This window comes from Methylocystis sp., assembly GCF_046349115.1.
Lineage (GTDB): Bacteria > Pseudomonadota > Alphaproteobacteria > Rhizobiales > Beijerinckiaceae > Methylocystis.
Genome location: NZ_JAXMCX010000001.1, coordinates 1,132,695 through 1,149,974 on the forward strand (window position 1 = coordinate 1,132,695; position 17,280 = coordinate 1,149,974).

Annotated in this window: 18 protein-coding genes and 1 tRNA gene; 11 read left to right on the forward strand and 8 right to left on the reverse strand. The window is 63.7% G+C overall.

The genetic code is table 11. The features are described 5' to 3' along the window. Positions 1 to 215 precede the first annotated feature (215 nt). The 5 genes from U1E20_RS05415 to U1E20_RS05435 are packed head-to-tail and all read left to right on the forward strand — an operon-like array spanning position 216 to position 4,463. Positions 216 to 731: a DUF2948 family protein gene (locus U1E20_RS05415; RefSeq protein ID WP_409979554.1), complete on the forward strand. Its 516-nt coding sequence runs from the start codon at positions 216 to 218 to the stop codon at positions 729 to 731. 27 nt (positions 732 to 758) lie between these two features. Then, positions 759 to 2,060 (forward strand): histidinol dehydrogenase, encoded by a 1,302-nt coding sequence (gene hisD, locus U1E20_RS05420; RefSeq protein WP_409979555.1) that lies wholly within the window; start codon positions 759 to 761, stop codon positions 2,058 to 2,060. A gap of 3 nt (positions 2,061 to 2,063) precedes the next feature. Continuing rightward, on the forward strand, positions 2,064 to 2,543 hold the full coding sequence (locus U1E20_RS05425) for a UPF0262 family protein (protein ID WP_409979556.1): 480 nt from the start codon (positions 2,064 to 2,066) through the stop codon (positions 2,541 to 2,543). 39 nt (positions 2,544 to 2,582) lie between these two features. Then, complete coding sequence (locus U1E20_RS05430; protein ID WP_409979557.1) at positions 2,583 to 4,007, forward strand: hypothetical protein; 1,425 nt, start codon at positions 2,583 to 2,585, stop codon at positions 4,005 to 4,007. Positions 4,008 to 4,022: 15 nt separating this feature from the next. Next, positions 4,023 to 4,463 carry a low molecular weight phosphatase family protein gene (locus U1E20_RS05435; protein ID WP_409979558.1) on the forward strand — a complete coding sequence of 147 codons (441 nt, stop codon included), beginning with the start codon at positions 4,023 to 4,025 and terminating at the stop codon, positions 4,461 to 4,463. 15 nt (positions 4,464 to 4,478) lie between these two features. On the opposite strand, the gene U1E20_RS05440 is transcribed toward U1E20_RS05435, so the two are convergent. Then, positions 4,479 to 5,291 carry an outer membrane protein gene (locus U1E20_RS05440; RefSeq protein ID WP_409979559.1) on the reverse strand — a complete coding sequence of 271 codons (813 nt, stop codon included), beginning with the start codon at positions 5,289 to 5,291 and terminating at the stop codon, positions 4,479 to 4,481. A 298-nt stretch (positions 5,292 to 5,589) separates the two neighbouring features. After that, positions 5,590 to 6,765 carry an amidase gene (locus U1E20_RS05445; protein WP_409979560.1) on the reverse strand — a complete coding sequence of 392 codons (1,176 nt, stop codon included), beginning with the start codon at positions 6,763 to 6,765 and terminating at the stop codon, positions 5,590 to 5,592. Positions 6,766 to 7,447: 682 nt separating this feature from the next. Here U1E20_RS05445 and U1E20_RS05450 point away from each other — a divergent pair. After that, positions 7,448 to 7,606, forward strand: coding sequence for a hypothetical protein (locus U1E20_RS05450; RefSeq protein WP_409979561.1), 159 nt, complete (start codon positions 7,448 to 7,450; stop codon positions 7,604 to 7,606). Positions 7,607 to 7,628: 22 nt separating this feature from the next. Here U1E20_RS05450 and U1E20_RS05455 read toward each other — a convergent pair. Continuing rightward, positions 7,629 to 7,706: transfer RNA gene (locus U1E20_RS05455), tRNA-Pro, on the reverse strand. Between the two features lie 44 nt (positions 7,707 to 7,750). Continuing rightward, entirely contained in the window at positions 7,751 to 8,269 is a 519-nt protein-coding gene (locus tag U1E20_RS05460) for a MerR family transcriptional regulator (protein ID WP_409979645.1), read from the reverse strand. A gap of 183 nt (positions 8,270 to 8,452) precedes the next feature. Here U1E20_RS05460 and U1E20_RS05465 point away from each other — a divergent pair, with 183 nt between their 5' ends. From U1E20_RS05465 to U1E20_RS05480, 4 genes are read left to right on the forward strand one after another with little or no spacing between them, the layout of a single operon-like run. Further along, entirely contained in the window at positions 8,453 to 9,565 is a 1,113-nt protein-coding gene (locus U1E20_RS05465) for a COX15/CtaA family protein (RefSeq protein WP_409979562.1), read from the forward strand. Between the two features lie 9 nt (positions 9,566 to 9,574). Continuing rightward, complete coding sequence (locus U1E20_RS05470; protein WP_409979563.1) at positions 9,575 to 10,498, forward strand: TIGR04222 domain-containing membrane protein; 924 nt, start codon at positions 9,575 to 9,577, stop codon at positions 10,496 to 10,498. After that, entirely contained in the window at positions 10,446 to 11,342 is an 897-nt protein-coding gene (locus U1E20_RS05475; protein WP_409979564.1) for a DUF692 domain-containing protein, read from the forward strand. The genes U1E20_RS05470 and U1E20_RS05475 overlap by 53 nt, the downstream gene beginning before the upstream one ends. Beyond that, entirely contained in the window at positions 11,333 to 11,911 is a 579-nt protein-coding gene (locus U1E20_RS05480) for a hypothetical protein (RefSeq protein ID WP_409979565.1), read from the forward strand. The genes U1E20_RS05475 and U1E20_RS05480 overlap by 10 nt, the downstream gene beginning before the upstream one ends. On the opposite strand, the gene U1E20_RS05485 is transcribed toward U1E20_RS05480, so the two are convergent. The 4 genes from U1E20_RS05485 to pqqB all read right to left on the reverse strand — a co-directional run bounded on the left by U1E20_RS05485 (position 11,908) and on the right by pqqB (position 15,821). Continuing rightward, the gene (locus tag U1E20_RS05485; RefSeq protein WP_409979566.1) at positions 11,908 to 12,312 is read right to left on the reverse strand and encodes a flagellar export protein FliJ; all 405 of its coding nucleotides are present in this window, start codon (positions 12,310 to 12,312) and stop codon (positions 11,908 to 11,910) included. The genes U1E20_RS05480 and U1E20_RS05485 overlap by 4 nt on opposite strands. A gap of 347 nt (positions 12,313 to 12,659) precedes the next feature. After that, complete coding sequence (gene pqqE / locus U1E20_RS05490) at positions 12,660 to 14,132, reverse strand: pyrroloquinoline quinone biosynthesis protein PqqE (protein WP_409979567.1); 1,473 nt, start codon at positions 14,130 to 14,132, stop codon at positions 12,660 to 12,662. Further along, the gene (gene pqqC / locus U1E20_RS05495; protein ID WP_409979568.1) at positions 14,125 to 14,895 is read right to left on the reverse strand and encodes a pyrroloquinoline-quinone synthase PqqC; all 771 of its coding nucleotides are present in this window, start codon (positions 14,893 to 14,895) and stop codon (positions 14,125 to 14,127) included. Before pqqC ends, pqqE begins: the two co-directional genes overlap by 8 nt. Next, entirely contained in the window at positions 14,892 to 15,821 is a 930-nt protein-coding gene (gene pqqB / locus U1E20_RS05500; RefSeq protein ID WP_409979569.1) for a pyrroloquinoline quinone biosynthesis protein PqqB, read from the reverse strand. Before pqqB ends, pqqC begins: the two co-directional genes overlap by 4 nt. Before the next feature lie 275 nt (positions 15,822 to 16,096). Between pqqB and U1E20_RS05505 the strand changes: the two genes are divergently transcribed. Then, entirely contained in the window at positions 16,097 to 17,254 is a 1,158-nt protein-coding gene (locus tag U1E20_RS05505) for an alpha/beta hydrolase (protein WP_409979570.1), read from the forward strand. Positions 17,255 to 17,280: the final 26 nt, after the last annotated feature.

Genomic DNA, 17,280 nt, shown 5'->3' on the forward strand with positions numbered 1-17,280 from the left:
TCATTCTCGTTGGACCGCGCCGCCCGCTGTGCCTTTTCTGACGAAATTCTTCCGACTGTCACCCCACCCCGCATTGCGTCGCAATGCGACCCTCCCCCTCGAGGGGAGGGTGGGGAAGCGCCCTTCGGCGATTCTCGAAAGACCTAAGCGAGCGCCGTTCGTGAGGCTTGCGTCGCCGCACGCCCTTCGCCATATCGGGCGGAGGAGGAGAGGACATGGAACCGCCCAGCCGGCCTTGTGAAAAACACGCCTTGCGCCTGCATGCGCTCGACGGCGAAGACCTTTCGCTGCTGTCGGCGCATGTGCAGGACGCTCTGGTGCGCGTTGGCGACATCGCCTTTCTTCCCGACAAGCGCCGCTTCGCCATGGTCGGATCGCGTTTCGACTGGGCCGCCGAGCTTGACGGGCGTCTGGAGCGCTGCCGCTGCGGCCTGCATTTCGAAGGGGTGCAGCGCGTGCGCTGCCAGCGCGTCGCGCGCGAGCATCCTGAGGCCATTCTCGAACTCCTCGCAGTCACTTTCGAACCTGACCCCGAGCCGCCGTCTGGCGTGATTCGCCTCCATTTTGCCGGCGGCGCGTCGATCGCGCTCGATGTCGAATGCGTCGAGGCGCAGCTGTGCGACGTGGGTCCGCGCTGGAAAGTCGGGGCCCGCCCGGCCCATGATCTTGGCGGCGATCTTGGCGGCGAACTCGGCGGCGAACTTGACGAGGGCGCTCCCCGAGGGCCATGACAGCCGGACTTCCGGCTGGAGAGGATCATGACCCTGCGTTTGGACGCCGCGGCGCCCGATTTCGAAGAAGGTTTCGCGTCGCTGCTCGCCATGAAGCGCGAGGCGTCCCAGGACGTCGACGCGACCGTTCGCGGGATCATCGAGGATGTCGTCGCCCGCGGCGACGCGGCGCTCGTCGACTATTCCAAACGCTTCGACCGCATCGACCTTGAAGAAACCGGCATCGCCGTCTCGCGCGAGGAAATCGCGGCGGCGGAAGCCAAGTGTTCCGCCGAACAGCTTGCCGCGCTCGATCTCGCGCTCGAACGCATCACCGCCTTTCACGAGCGGCAGAAGCCGCAGGATTTGCGCTTTCGCGATTCAGCCGGCGTCGAGCTCGGCTGGCGCTGGTCGCCGCTCGACTCGGTGGGTCTGTATGTTCCCGGCGGCACCGCCGCCTATCCCTCTTCCGTGCTGATGAACGTCGTGCCGGCGAAGGTCGCCGGCGTGAAGCGCATCGTTATGGTGGTGCCGACTCCCGGCGGCCATGTCGAGCCGCTGGTGCTCGCCGCCGCGAAGCGCTCGGGCATCGACGAAATCTACCGAGTCGGCGGCGCGCAGGCGGTGGCGGCGCTCGCCTATGGCACGAAGACGATTGCGCCTGTCGCCAAGATCGTCGGGCCGGGCAACGCCTGGGTGGCGGCGGCGAAGCGCCGGGTGTTCGGCCAGGTCGGCATCGACATGATCGCCGGGCCGTCGGAAGTGCTGGTCCTCGCTGACGCGACCGCAAACCCCGACTGGATCGCCGCCGATCTGCTCGCGCAGGCCGAGCACGACGAATCCGCCCAATCAATCCTCATCACCGACGATTCGACGCTCGCCGACGCGGTCGTCGCCGCTGTCGAACGGCATCTCTCGACGCTGTCGCGCAAGGAGATCGCCGGCGCCTCCTGGCGCGACTATGGCGCGACGATCGTGGTGAAGCGCCTCGCCGACGCCATTCCGCTCGCCGACCGCATCGCCGCCGAACATCTGGAAATCATCAGCGAGGAGGCCGAGGCGCTGGCGGCGCGCGTTTCGAACGCCGGCGCGATTTTCATCGGCGCCTATACGCCGGAAGCCGTCGGCGATTATGTCGGCGGCTCGAACCATGTGCTGCCGACGGCGCGCTCGGCGCGATTCTCATCGGGCCTCAGCGTGCTCGACTTCGTCAAGCGCACCTCGATCCTCAAATGCGACGCCGACTCGCTGCGCGCCATTGGCGCCGCCGCGGTGACGCTCGGGGACGCCGAAGGCCTGGAGGCCCACGCGCGCTCGGTGTCGATCCGCCTCAATCAGCTTGGGGCGTAAGGCGTGGAGTCAAGCGAGTCGAAGCGGCTGATTTCCGTCACGCTCGACGAAAATTCGATCGGCCGCGGCTCCGCGGATCAGGAGCATGAGCGCGCCATCGCGATTTACGATCTTATCGAGGAGAACAGCTTCTCGCTGATCGGCCATGACGGCGGGCCTTACGCGTTGCTGATTTCGCTCGTCGACGCGAAGCTGGTTTTTAAAATCTGCGACGCCGAAGGCGCCTGTCTCGTCACTCACATTCTCTCGCTGACGCCGTTCAGACGCATTCTCAAAGATTACTTCATGATCTGCGAAAACTATTATGCGGCGATCCGCCATGCCACGCCGAGCCGGATCGAGGCGATCGACATGGGCCGTCGCGGTCTTCATAACGAAGGCGCGCAGCTCCTCCTCGAACGCTTGAAAGGCAAGATCGATACGGATCAGGACACGGCGCGCCGCATCTTCACGCTGATCACGGCGCTGCACTGGAAAGGGTGAACGCGGCGCGCGATCGCTTTGGCAGTTGGAACGCTTCGCATGGGCAAGAATAATTCGGATCATTTCGCCGAGCTGCGGCTGTCGATGGAAGCGGAAAGCGGCGAACTGCTGCGCGCCTTCGTGCGCGAAGCTTCGCTTGTCGAAGGCGTTCCGGCGGCGACAGCGAGCCTGATCGCCGGCGACGCCGAGCAGATTTGGCGTATTCTCTGCCAGTCGAGCGCGGGCCAGGAACGCGCTACGGCGCTTCTATCGTCATCCAAACGCGAAGTGCGCGTGCGGATTCTGCTCGACGGCCATTCCCGATTTTCGGCAATCCTCCTCTCGCTCGGCGCCCAACTGCGGCGGGAAGCAGGCGTTTCCTACCGGGAGCGCGGCGTCGACGGCTGGGAGATCGCGCTTCATCGCGGCATCGAGATCGCTCGCCAAGCGGCCGGCGCGGATGAGCAGCCGGCCGAAGTGTCGGCGCCGACGGAAGAAGTGCGGATCGACGCGCCTCGGCAAAGCGACTCGGCGGCGATCGCGCGCTGCTTTCTCGCCGTCTACGGGCATAATTACATTCATCGCGAAGTCTTCTCCCCGCGTCGCTATTGGCGGAAAGTCGAGAGCGGCGAGCTGATCCCGATGGTGAGCCGCGACGCGCGCGGCGAGGTGATCGGCCATGTCGCGCTTGAGCGCGAGCCCGGCGCGATGGTCGCCGAACGCGGCGAGGCGGTGGTGCTGCCCACTTACCGGGGACGCCATCTGCTGGAGCGGATGACCGAGCGGCTGACCGAAGAGGCCGTAAAACTCGGGCTCGTCGGAATCTACGCCGAGCCCGTCACCACGCATACATTCTCGCAGCGTAATGACGAGCGCGCCGGCATGCCGACGACCGCCATCCTGCTCGGCGCGGCGCCCGAGACGCTGCATTCGAAGGATTTGCCGGTGCCGACGGCCGGGCAGCGCCAGAGCCTTCTGTTGACCTTCCGTTTCCTGCAGCCGTCGGGCGATTACGAAATCGTCGCGCCGCAGGAATATCGCGACGTCATTTCGGCGACATATGGGCGTCTTGGAGTTAGCGTTTCTCCGCTCGATGGCAGGACGCCAAAAGAATCGCGATCGATGACCAGCATCGCCGTCAACGACGGCGGCTACGGCAGGATTCGCTTCGAGACGATCGGATCGAACGCCGCCATCGAGCTGGCCCAGGCGATGAGCGACGTCGACGGTCTGGGCGCGCGCGCCGTGCAGCTTTCCGCCCATATCGGCGATCCCGGCCTGCCGCTGCTGGTTGAGGCGGCGCGCGCTTGCGGATTTTTCTTTTGCGGCCTGGCGCCGGCCTTTTCCGATGTTGGCGACCTGCTGCTGATGCAGCGGTTGAGCGAGCCGCTCGACATCGGCGCGCTGCAATTATTCACCGATCAGACGAAGGAGCTTGCCGCCTTCATTGAACAGGACCGGCAGTGGACGACGAGCCGGCGATGAAAGCGGGTTAGCGACGTGACGCGACCCCAGTCGATCCTTTTCGCCTGCACGCTAAACACTGTTCGATCGCCCATGGCCGAGGCGATCGCGAAGCATTATTTTGGCCGCGAAATCTATTTCGCTTCGGCGGGATTGAAGCGCGGCGCGCCGGACCCTTTCGCCATTGCGGCGATGGAGGAGATCGGCGTCGATATTTCATCTCACAAGCCGCACAGTTTTGAAGATCTCGAAGATTCCAACTTCGATCTGATTGTGACGCTGTCGCCCGAAGCGCATCACAAGGCGTTGGAGTTTACCCGCACCATGGCGGTCGACGTGGTCTATTGGCCGACGCCCGACGCGACCGCCGCGCAGGGATCGCGCGAAGCGATACTCGACGCCTATCGCGACGTGCGCGAGAGGCTGACGGGTCGGATCAAGGATCTGCTCGGACGCCGGCCGCAGCCGAGCGGCTGAGGTCGGCCGCAGCGCTCACAGAGCTTCGCCGAAGTTGAAATGATAGTTGACGCCAAGTCGAGCAATGATGCCCTGATAATTGAAATTGGTCGTCGCTCCATTAATGATCGCAATCGAATTCGGGGCGGCCGGATTAATTACCGGACTGAATTGGCCGCGCACAGACTGAGACCCAAAATTGTAGTATAGCGCCTCGACTTTCGCGCTGCAGTTTTGCCAGAACATCCATTCCGCGCCGCCGCCAACGGTCCAACCAACGCTGATGGCGTCGAACGAAGTCCATGTCGGAACAACCGGATTATCGGGGTGCGCCGTCTCGTGTCCGGGGTGCCAGTGATAGCCGGTTGTGAGGACGCTCGCGTAGGTGTTTCCATAAGCGAAGCCGCCGGTGGCATAGAGCAGGAGTGACGGATTCGCCAAAAAGCCGACGCGACCTCTGACCGTGCCGATCCAGCCCAGTCCGGAGGAGACGTTTACTGCGCCGCTCTGCAGGTGCAGGAAGTTTTCATGAGGATCTAGCGTATTTCCAGAGCCGCCAGCGAGACCGTAACTCGCCCCGTTCCCCGATATGCCGCTTCCCTGAATATCGGTTTCGACGCCGAGCACGACGTTCGGATTGACCTGGAAATTATAGCCGAACTGTCCGCCGCCGACGACGCCGGTCTGCCCGACATTGGCGACGCCGCTCCGGTACCCCGAAGTCCAGCCGAACGGCAGATTGTAGACGCCTGCCGCCCAATCAAAGGCGGAATAGCCGATGGTCGAGACGCTCGTTGACGTGTTTGCGCCGCCACCCAAGTTCAGACCGGCGTAGAAGCCGGTCCACATCGGCGGCGGCGGAGCCGCGAACGCGGATGTGGCGGTCCAAGCAACCGCAGTGATGGTCGCCAGAGGACGTTTCATTGCTCATCCACCCCAATAAAGTCGATATTCAAGACCGATCCGCATCCAATCTGCATCCAATGCTCGAGGTCAATTGCGGACGCGCCGCAATGTCCGAAAAAGCCGACTGCGTTGCAGAAATGCATCAAAGGGCCAAAGCGCCGAGCGCGCGCCATAGACAGCAGGCGGCGCCGACGCGAGTGATCGGCGACCCAGATCAAGACCCCATATTTTTGGATTGTCTTTAAAGCGACTTCTTCATCTGCGCGCAGAGGCGCTGTGCGAAGGCGATCAATGCGCGATCGGCGCCATGGCGGCCGACGAAGGACAGCGCAACCGGCGCATCATTGGTTGGAAGCGGAATGCTGATCTGTGGCAGGCCGAAATAGCTGGCGATGAGAAAGAGCCGCATCATCTGATAGCGCTTGGCGTCGAGCGTTTCTTCGCTTTCGCTGAGCAGCGGCGCGCGAAACGGCGTCGTCGGCATCACGATGAATCCGCGCGCGCCGAGCACCGTGTCGATTTTTTTGCGCGCTTCGTCGCGAAAGGCTTCGGCGGCTTTCTTCTGGTCGGCGGTGACTTTCGCCGCATAGGCGAAACGCTCTTCGACGCCCTTGCCGAAGGCGGGGCTGTTCGCCGTGATCCAGTCGCCATCGGACGCCCAGGCCTCGAACGCCTGCATGTTGCGGAAATGCCCGAGCGCCGTCTTGAAGAATTCCTCGCCGAGCGTCGCCTCGCGCCAGGGCTCGAACGCCTTCAAGGCGTCGATCGGCTGCGCCGCCGCCGAGGCGAAGTCCATTTCGACTCCTAAGAAGGCGTCGGTGAGCAGCACGGCTTCGCCGACCTCGGCGTTCTTGGCATCGGCCGGCAACAAAACGTCGCCGACCGACGCCATGGCGTCGATGTCGCGGGCGAACCAGCCGATCGCGTCGAAGGACGGCGCCAGCGGAATGATCCCCTCCATCGACACTGCGCCATGCGATGCGCGAAAGCCCAAGACTCCGCAAAAAGCGGCGGGCGCGCGGCAGGAGCCGGCGGTGTCGGTGCCTATGGCGAAATTGACCTGGCCGGCGGCGACGGCGACCGCCGAGCCTGTCGACGAGCCGCCAGGATGCCGGTCCTGCGCGGCGGGATTGATCGGCGTGCCGTAATGCGGATTGGCCCCCAGCAGACTATAGGCCATCTCGTCCATATTGGTCTTGCCGACGAGACGCGCGCCCGCGTTAAGCAAGAGATCGACGACCGGCGCATTGCGCGCGGCAGCGGCGTGTGTTTTCGCCCATGTCGGATGGCCGTTCGTCGAGACGTGCCCGGCGACGTCGATGTTCTCCTTGACGACGAATGTCGCGCCGGCGAGCGGCCCCGGCGCTTCCGTGCCCTGGTTGAGAACGACGGAGAGCGCGCCGAGATCTACTTTCATCGCGGCATCCTTCCTGGTGCGGCCAGAGCGTCGGCGCGGCGGGATGAGAATTGCGCCTGAGCCGAATTATACTCAAGATTGTGGCGAGACGAAACGCGCGGGCCCCAGGCGCTACAGTTGCGCGGCGCGTGGGCTTTCGACAAAGTGCCGCCGCGGCGCGGGTTATTGGAGAGGCGAGATGGATGAATTCGGCGGCGGCTTCGTGCGCAACATGATGATCGGCTTCGCGCTGGCTCTGGCCTTTTCCATCGTCTACGTTTGGTACACGCGATAGGCGGCGCGCGAATGTTGTGGCGGGCTGCGCCTCAAAGCGAATGCGAGATTTTCACTATCGCAGCATTCGGTAGATGACGCTGAACAGGGTGGCGTTGACCGTCGCCAGGATCATGACGATCAGTAACGTCTCAGCTATTCGATCATAATCCCGTCCAGGCGACATTTGGCGCCTCGCGCATTCAAGTTGCGCAGCGACAAGCTAGTTAGCGCGCCGACGCCAAGCGACAATTCGCGGTTTTTCGAGTTGTCGCCTGCCAGCGGCGTCGGCTACGCCTTGGCGAATGAGCTGAACCAGTTGCGGTCGGCGCGGTTGGAGCCTCGCGTCAGCCCTTTTGCCCGCAGAAAAGAGCCGGCGCACAGCTCCTCTTTCATTCAACATGTCGACAACGCCATCGATCATGCCGTAATGGCGCAAAGGACGCACGCCAATCGCCGCGTCAGTAGGGCGATCGCCTATCTGCGCCGCGCGCGCAGGATCGCCTATGGGACCCATTTGGTGAGATTCTCGCGCAGAGGCGCCGCTTTGGCGAAGAAGGCGCTGGCGCAGCTTCAGGCGGCCGGGTGAGAGTCAGACCGACGGCGGATATTGGTCGGAGTGGCGGGATTCGAACCCACGACCCCTTGTCCCCCAGACAAGTGCGCTAACCGGGCTGCGCTACACTCCGACTGGCGCCCTTATAGTGAGCCGGCGCGGCGCTGGCAACGCCGGCTAGAGCTTGGTCAGCCTGAGCAGGCGCTTGCATTCTTCGAGCTCCGCGAGAACTTCGCGCAGCAGGCGCGCTTCGCGCTCGGCCGCTTGGCGCGGCTGGGCGCGATGTCCCGACGGCGCAAGAGTCGGGTCGTTGTCTTCGTCTGAAGCCGCATCGTCCTGGTCATCGGCCTCGGCCTGATCAGATTCGGGCGGACCGTCCTCGTCGTAAAGCGCGCCAGCCGGGAATGGCAGGCGCGGCGCGCCGATCGGCGGCTCCCCCTCCTGCCGGCGGCCGGCGCCGGCGATGACCGCCTCCACCCCATTTTCCTTGAGGATGCGCTGCACGCCCCGGATCGTATAGCCTTCTTCATAGAGCAGGCGCCGGATGGCGATGACGAGATCGATGTCGCGCTGGCGGTACAAGCGCCGTCCGCCGGCGCGCTTTAGCGGGCTGATCTGCTTGAAGCGGGTCTCCCAGAAGCGCAGCACATGCGCGGGAAGGTCGAGGCTCGCCGCGACCTCGCCAATCGTGCGCATCGCTTCTTCGGTCCTGGCCACCTGATTCCTCGACTCAAGGCAGGCTTATTCATACATCCGTCACAGCGCTCTTTTCAGCCCAAAATCGGGCCGCCTTGCGGGCGCTGGCCGCAGGGTGTGGACAAGCGGGCGCCCCATCCCTTAACTGGCCGCCGTATTTCGGCTCGAAACCCTCGGCGTCTCATGGAAGATTGGCTGCACTTCCCTCATCCGGTTCCCGCGATCAGACACCATGTCAACGAAGAGAACGCCATTGCCGTGCGCAACTGGCTGTGGGTGGTCGCGGCGCTGGTGTTTCTGATGGTCGTCGTCGGCGGCGCGACGCGGCTGACCGAATCGGGCCTCTCGATCGTGCAATGGAAGCCCGTCACCGGCGCGCTGCCGCCGCTGTCGCAGCAGGAATGGCAGGACGCCTTCGAGGAATACAAGCAAATTCCCCAATATAAGGAACTGTTCCCGGACATGGACCTTGCCGGGTTCAAATATATCTACGCCTGGGAATGGGCGCATCGCCTTCTCGGGCGGCTGATCGGCGTGGTTTTCGCCGTGCCGCTGATCTGGTTTTGGGCGAGAGGCCAGTTGCCGCGCTCGCTGAAGCCGAAGCTCCTCGGCATTCTCGCGCTCGGCGCGCTTCAGGGCGGCGTTGGCTGGTGGATGGTGGCCTCTGGCCTCGTCAATCGCATCGAGGTGGCGCAGGAGCGGCTGGCGATTCACCTGCTGATCGCGGCGCTGATTTTTTCCGCCTGTCTGTGGGTGGCCGGGGGTCTGGGACCTCGCGCCGTCTCTTTGGTGCATGAGGGCGCGGGCCGGTTGAAGGCGGTCGCGCTGACGATCCTCGCTGTGGTGTTTTTGCAGATTTTCGTCGGCGGCCTGGTCGCCGGGCTGCGGGCCGGGCTGATCGACAACACTTGGCCGCTGATGGATGGCGTCTTCATCCCGCCGGCCGATGTGTTGTGGCGATTGGATCCGGTCTGGACCAATCTCGTCGACAATCCGGTGACCGTCCAATTCTTCCACCGCATGATCGCCTATCTGATTTTCACACTGGCGCTCGGGCATCTCATCGACGCTTGGATGAATGCGGAAGGGCGCGCGCGGCGCGGCGCCGGAATCGTCTTCGGCCATGTGCTGATGCAGATCGCGCTCGGCATCGCGACACTGGTGCTGGTCGAACCGCCCTTCGCCGGCGCGCCGCATCTGGGGCTGGCGCTTGCGCATCAGGCGATCGGCATGGCAGTGCTGGCGGTCGTGACGCTGCAGGCGCGACGCCTTGCGCGAGACGCGGTTATGCATTGAGGCGGCGGCGTGCAGAATCTTCCCATTCTCAATCTTCCCGGCCCGGAATTTCTCAATGTCTTCGGGCTCGTCGTTATCATCGTGCTGGCCGCCGTTTATCTTTGCATCCGCCTCGCGGATCGCACCGATCGCCGCCCGCCGCCGCCCGTGCCGCAAAGCCCCGATGCAATCGAGGTCGCCTTCCTGCAGGGCGGCGTCAATCAGATCATTCGAACGCTGATCTACGATCTGGCGCAGCGCGGCTTTGTCGCGCTCGCGCCAAAGGATCATGTGGTCCCCACGGAAAGGCAGCCGCAGCCGGGCGATGTTTCCGCGATGGAGGCGGTTTTGCTTGACGCCGTTCAGGCGAAGCCGAAAGCGCATGAATTATTCGAAAATCGCGATTTGCGGCGGCGGCTGCTGGAGCAGCTCGCGCCGGTGCGCGCCAAACTTGCCGCGGAAGATCTGATCAAGCCGGAGTCGGTAAAGGCCTGGCGTCGCCGCGCGCAGATTGGCGGAACCCTGATTATCGTCAGTCTGGCGCTGGCGAAAATCTATGTCGAATCGGCGAAGGGTCCGGGAAACGTCGCCTATCTTATCTTCCTCGCGGCCGCCTCTGTCGCGGCGTTGTTCGCGCTCGCCTATGTGCTGACGCGCGTCCACGCCAGCCGCCGCGGCCACGCCTATCTCGAAGCAATGCGGCTCGCCTATGCCGATCGTCTCAAAACGGCGCTGGCCCATATCGGCTCGCCCGGTCCGGAAGCGCGCGCCTTTCACGGCGCGTCGCTCTTTCTCATCGGCCTTTACGGCTTTTCGGTTCTCAAAGGCACGACGGAAGCAATGTTCGCCGAGTCCTTCAAACGCGGCTCAGGGAGCAGTGGCAGCAGCTGTGGAACGAGCTGTGGCGGCAGTTGCGGCGACGGCGGCGCGGGCGATTGTGGCGGCGGCGATTGACGCGCCGGCGTCCGCCTTTTCGTTAGGGGCGCTCGGCTCCGGCCTCGGCTATCGCCCGCAGTTTCGCGCCGATCTTTTCGCGTTTCGAGAGAAGGTCGACTTCCTTGAGATCATCGCCGATCACTATCTCGACGCATCGCGCGAAAAGCTCGACGAGCTCGATCTGCTAAAATCGCACTTCACGCTCGTTGCGCATGGCCTCGATCTTTCGATCGGCAGCGCCGATGGCGTCGATTCGCGCTATCTCGACAAGGTCGCCGCGCTGCTCGAACGCATCGATCCGCCTTGGTGGAGCGAGCATCTGTGCTTCACGCGCGCAGGGGGCGTCGGCATCGGCCATCTAGCGTCTCTGCCCTATACGCAGCAGGCGATCGACGTCGTCGCGCGCAATGTCGAATGCGTGCGCAGACGCATAAGGACTGCGTTGATCCTGGAAAACATCACCTGCGTCGTGCGGGTTCCGGGCGCCGAAATGGACGAGCCCGAATTTTTATCGCGCGTCATTGAGGCGACGGGATGCGGCTGGCTGTGCGATGTCGCCAACATGCATGTCAACGCGATGAATTTCGGCGCCGATCTCGATGCGCAATTCGAACGCTGGCCATGGGACAGGCTCGTGCAGGTTCACTATGCCGGCGGACGTGAACGCAATGGCGTGCTGATCGACAGCCATGACGCCGCGACAAGCGATGCGGTTTGGAGGATCTATGAACGCGTTGTCGCGCGCGCGCCGGTCAAGGGCGTCGTTCTCGAGCGCGACGAAAACATTCCGCCGTTCGACGACCTCATCGATGAAGTGGCGCGGGCGCGCGCGACGCTCGTGGAAAATCGCCGATGGCGCTAGCCGAGACCCAGGCGCTGCTGGCGCGCCTCTTCACCGATGATGAGCTGCGCCGCGAATTCTTCGAGGAGCCGATCACCGTTGCGGCGCGTTACGGGCTAGGTGCGGATGAAGTGCAACGCCTCGCCGCACTCGATCGGCGCGAAACGGAGGCCTTTGCCAAAAGCCTTATCGGCAAGCGGACGCTTTATGCGCGTCGGGCGTTGCCGCTCACCGCGCGCCTATTGAGCGATCGGTTCGATGCGCTTCTGCGGGAAGCGATTCGCCGGCCTGCGAGAGGCGGAAAGCGCCGCACAGACTCGGCGGCGCTTGTCGCGCTTCTCAAAAAGAATCATACGGAGCGTGATTTGGGGCCGGTCTGGATCGTCGATCTGGCGCGTTTCGAACTCGCGTTCATCGAGGCGGGCGGTTCCGGCCCGGCGCTCGTTCTTCGACGATTCGACTTTGACGTAGCGTCGATCGCAACGTCTCTTGCCAGAAGCGAAGCGGTCAACGCTCTTCGTCGAGGAACATTCGGCGTTTGGGCGCGCCCGCCGCGCGGCAGGCTCCGCTGGCGGCTTTTCAGGAGCTAAGCGCGGCGAAAGGCCTCGGGCCTTTCGGCGTGGCGCCGATCGGCGACGACATCGATCATGCGTTCGGCCCCGCGGTCCCTCGCGTCCTGGCTTTGAGTCTTGGCGAGGTCTTCACTCGCTTCCTTATACTGCGCCTCGGCCTCATCGAGCTGCCCGCGCAATTCGTTGATCGACGCGAGGATATTCTCGCGCCGCGCGCGCGCGGCGCGCGCATAGGTCGGATAGGCGAAATGGTTGAGGTCGGTGATGTTGGCGCGCCGCTCTTCCTGGCCGATTTCACGTTCCAGCTCGTTCGCCATGCGCGTAAATTCGGCGATCATTCCATTAAGCTGGATGACGCGCCGGCGTTTTTCCTCGGTCTGAAACCGCTTCAGACGGACAAGCGTATCCCGCGACTTCATGCGACATGCTCCGTTACGCGAATTATGCGAAACAAATTCTTAACTCCGCGAGACGAGGCCTAATATGCCCCGCGGAAGTTGCTCGTTTGTTACCGGATGTGAATTTTTTGCCGGCTGTGGCCGCGGCGCCGCAGTGTCGGAAGCCGGAGAGTCCGTTCGCTTGAGGCTTGTCATTCCCGGAAGGCCGAAGGCCTGAGCGGGAAACCACGGTCAATCCAGAAGCGCTGCTGCATTGCGCGCGTTGGCAACGACATCCGAGCCGTTCAAACGAACTTCATATCAGGCGAGGAGCGCGAGTTGGCGACGCAATCTCTCGCGGCGGCGTTGTGTTGACGTCCGCACTAACGCTACGCCGTCTCTTTGGCGCGCGCCGTTGACGCCGAGGCGCCGCCATAGCGGCGGTAGGTGAAGTCGGGCGCGGGCGCATGCGATTCGACTTCGGCGTAAGCGGCGAAGCGCGCATGATCCGGCGACAGGTGGCAGGCGGGATCGGTCGCCGCCACGTCGCCGGCAATCGCGTACGCCTGACAACGGCAGCCGCCGAAATCGATGTCGCGGCGATCGCAGGACCGGCAAGGCTCCTTCATCCACGCCGCGCCGCGGAACGCGTTGAAGGCCGATCCGTTTCGCCAGATGTCGGCAAGAGATTTCTCGCGCACGTCGTCGAAGGTCAGTCCCGGCAAGGTCTGCGCGGCGTGGCAGGGCAGGGCCTTGCCCGACGGCGTCACCGCCATGATCGACCGGCCCCAGCCGCCGGTGCAGGCCTTAGGTCGCGTCGCGTAATGATCGTGGATGACGAAATCGAAGTTCAGCACGCCGACGAGACGCTTCTTCGCCTCATCAACGATTCCGACCGTTTCCATAAAGGCGTCGCGCGTCGGAATGAGCGCGGCGCGATTGATCTGCGCCCAGGCGTAATATTGAATATGAGCAATCTCGATGCGCTGCGCGTCGACCTCGACGGCGAAATCGATGATCCGTGAAAGATGCGCGATGTTCTGGCGGTGCATCGGCGCATTGATCGTCAATCCCAAGCCGACGTCACGCGCCCATCGCGCAACGTCGCGCTTCTTTTCGACGCCGCCTTGGAAGGCTGAGATGCGGTCGGCGCTCTCGGGAACGACATCCTGGATCGAGACCTGCACATGATCGAGACCAATCTCGGCGAGGCGCTGCAATCGCTCTCTCGTCAGCAGCACGGCGGAGGTGATGAGATTGGTGTAGAGTCCGGCGTCGACGGCATGTGCGAGTATCTCTTCGAGATCGCGCCGCGCGGTGGGTTCGCCGCCGGAAAGATGCAGCTGCAATGCGCCGATCGACGCCGCCTGACGGAAAGTCTCGCCCCATTCATCGGCGGTGAGTTCCGCATTCGAGCGCTCAAGCTCCAGCGGATTGGAGCAATAGGGACATTGCAGCGGACAGCGATGCGTGAGTTCGGCGAGCAGCCCCGCGGGCCCACCGGCAAATGGCGCGATTGACGCGGCGAAGGCGGAAGGCGCCGGCGCAGAAAATTCATCGCGCCCATCACGCAGCAGCCGCTTGTCGGCGAGCCCCTGCAGCAGAGCGCTCACGTCGCGCGTGATAATGTCGAGCGGCGCGGAATATTGCTCGGCAAGGCGCGCGCAAAGATCGGCGACGCGCGTTGCGCCGTCAATGGCGCGCAGAACGATGAGCCCGATCTGATCGAGTTCATAGGCGCGCTCGGGCGCGAGAATGACGGTGCGCGAACGCGCGCGGTCTTCGTGCAGCCGCGCATAGCGCGTGAAGGCCGGACGCGAGTCGGGGCCGATCACGAAACGCGCGGCATGCGCCTCAGACATTCGTTTCTCCGGGCCGCCATGCGCCGGGCGGGATCAGAGCCGGCGTGACGTAAGCGTGATGTAAGGCGTCGAGCTGCGCCCACAAGACGTCGCATTTGAACCGCACGGCGCCGACACAGGCTTCCTGTTCGGCGCGAGTCCTGGCGTTGTCGAGGACGAAGCCAAGCGCGAATTCGGAGTCGCGCGGCGCCTGGCTCAGCCGGCGCTTGAAATAGGCCATCACCTGGTCATCGACGAAGTCGTAATTTTCGAGCATGCCGGCGATACGCTCGCGATGAATCGACGGCGCGAAAAGTTCCGTAAGCGAGGAGGCGACCGCGACCGTGAGCGGCTGCTCGACGACGAAGCGCACATAGGCTTCGACCGCGAATTTCGTCGCGGGCAGGGCGCCGCGGCGAGAGGTCACGTAATCGCGCGAAAAACCGAGCGCGTCGGTGAGCGCGAGCCAGCGCTCGATGCCGCCGCCTTCCTCGCCGAGACCGTCGTGGTCATGGATGCGATGAATCCATTCGCGGCGCAATTCGCGGTCATGGACGCGGCTCATGAAGGCGGCGTCCTTGCGCGGCACCGCCTCTTGATAGCAGTATCGGTTGAGCGCCCAGGCGGCGACCTGGTCCTTATTGAGTTTGCCGCCATGCAGCAGCTTATGAAACTCATGCTTGTCGTGATAGCGCTCGGCGCCGACGGCGCGGATCGCGGCTTCGAATTCGTCGCGGGGGAGCGGCGCGGCCTCGCGCCAATCGATGGCTACGATCTCGTTCACAGTCTGACCTCCATGCCGTCCTCGCCGATTTCCCAGCCGGCCGCATGGGCGATCGCATATTCGTTCGAGAACGCGTTGAGCAGCGGATTGGAATTATTGATGTGCACGTAGATTTTGCGTTTCACGCCGAGCGGCGCGAAGGCGGCGATTGAGCCGTCGGCGCCGCTCACATTGATGTGACCCATGCGCGAACCGGTTTTGCCGAGCAGACCTTGCTCGATCATCTCGTTTTCCTGAAACAGCGTGCCGTCGAAGAACGCCAGCTTGGCGCCGCGCAGACGATCGGCGAGCGGCGCATCCACCTTCGCGCAGCCCGGGATGTAGAAGAATGAATCGCCGGTCGCGGCTTCAATGATCTCAAGTCCGAGCGTGTCGCCCGCGCTTGTGCCGAAATTCGGCGCATTGGCGTTTTCGAGATAGAGCGCGATTTTGCCCGGCACCGGAAAGGCGCGGATGGCGAGCCCCAGTTCGAGGCCGGCGCCTCTTATGGCGACTGCTTCGTCCATATGCAGTTCGATGCGCGGCACGAGCGGCGTCTGCAAGATTGTGAAAATCGGATTGGCGCCGAGCGCATCAAGAACCCGACCCGCGGCGTAAAGGCTGAAGGGCTGCGCTTCGCGCATGTTGAGAAGGCCGGCGACGTGATCGACGTCGCCATTGGTCAGCGCCACCGCCTTGATCGGACTCGCGCGCAGGCCGTCGTCGGCGTTTGGCGCAAGCTCGGGCGCAGCTGAGATTTGCTGACGCAAATCGGGAGAGGCGTTGAGCAAAAGCCAATCGGCGCCATTGGCGCTGACCGCGAGAGAGGACTGCGTGCGCGGTTTGAATCCTGGCGTTCCCGCGCGGACGGCGCGGCAATTGCCGCAATTGCAGTTCCATTGCGGGAAGCCGCCGCCGGCGCCCGACCCTAAGACCTTGATTTGCATTGGTTATTCCGACATGGCGGACGCGCCGCGCCGTCGGCTCTCCCTTACGTTGTTTTCTTGGCACTATGCGCAGGCGGGCGGCGTTCGCGCAAGTGCGACTGATTTGCGCGCCCTCATGAAATGATGAGACTTTTTCCCTGTCGCGACGGGCGTTTCGCCCCGCTTTGGTCGTTTTCTCGGGGCAAGAGAGAGGAAGGAGAGGCTATCGTCAGTCTGAGAGCGCCGATGTCTTCGACCGGCGGCTCATCGAGCCAATCAATTTGCGCAACCTTTGGATGAACATAGTCACGCGCTTATGCGCGCTGTTGCTCGCCGCGTCGCTTGCCTCATCGCTCGCCGGCTGCGTGTCGGACGGCGTGCGCATGGTCGACGGCCATGTCAACAATGCGGTGTCGTTCGTCGCGGGACCGGAAGGCGAGCCAGCGAATGTCGCGATTTTTGTCGCGTCGACCCGGCGTTCGGAAGGCGCGGCGGACGACGGGCGCGCGCATTTTTCGCTGACCTCGATCGGCGTGCCACTCAATCATCGCGCCGGAAGCGTCGAACGGCCAAGCTTCGGCGGAGCCGACCGGCGGCGGCATTTTACGGTGCTGTCAAAGCGCAATATGGATGGGCAGGAGTTCCGCGACGAGGTCGCCTCGCATGTCTCCGGCCGTATCGGCAATTCGCGCGACGTGCTGCTTTTCGTGCATGGCTTCAATACGAGCGCCGAGGACGCGCGTTATCGGCTGGCGCAGATCGTCGCCGACGGCCATTTCTCTGGAGTCCCCGCGCTTTTTGTCTGGAATTCCCGAGGCGGATTGTTCAATTATGAGTCGGACAAGGAAGCGGCCACCGTGTCGCGCGACGCGCTGGAAAAGCTCGTCATCGATCTATCGCACACGCCGGGCGTCGGACGAATCCATGTGCTCGCTCATTCGATGGGCGCATGGTTGACAATGGAGACGCTGCGCGGCGTCGCGCAATCAGGCCATGCCGATCTCGACGGGAAGCTCGGCGAAGTCATGCTCGCGGCGCCCGATATCGATCTCAATGTGTTTCGTCAGCAGGTCGCTCGCGTCGATCCTCGGCATGTGTCGGTATTCGTGGCGAATAATGATCGCGCGCTGTCGCTCTCGTCGCGCATCGCCGGCGACCGTCCGCGTTTGGGCGCGATGAATCCCAATGACCCTGAAGACCGGGCGGAGCTCGATCGGCTCGGCGTCGCCGTGCATGATATTTCGTCCTTCTCGACCGACTTCGTCGGCCATGGCGCCTTCGCCGAAGCGCCGGACGTGGTGCGAACGATCGGCGCGCAATTGACCGCGCCGCGCGCGGCGGAGGCCGACACGCAGGCGGTCATCGACGCGAGCGGCGGAACAGCCGCCGCCGGACCGCCACCGCTCAATCAGAAGGTGGAGACCCAGCCGCTGGCGCCGCTGGCGGCGCGGTAGACTTGATTTCAAACCGATCAGCTTCT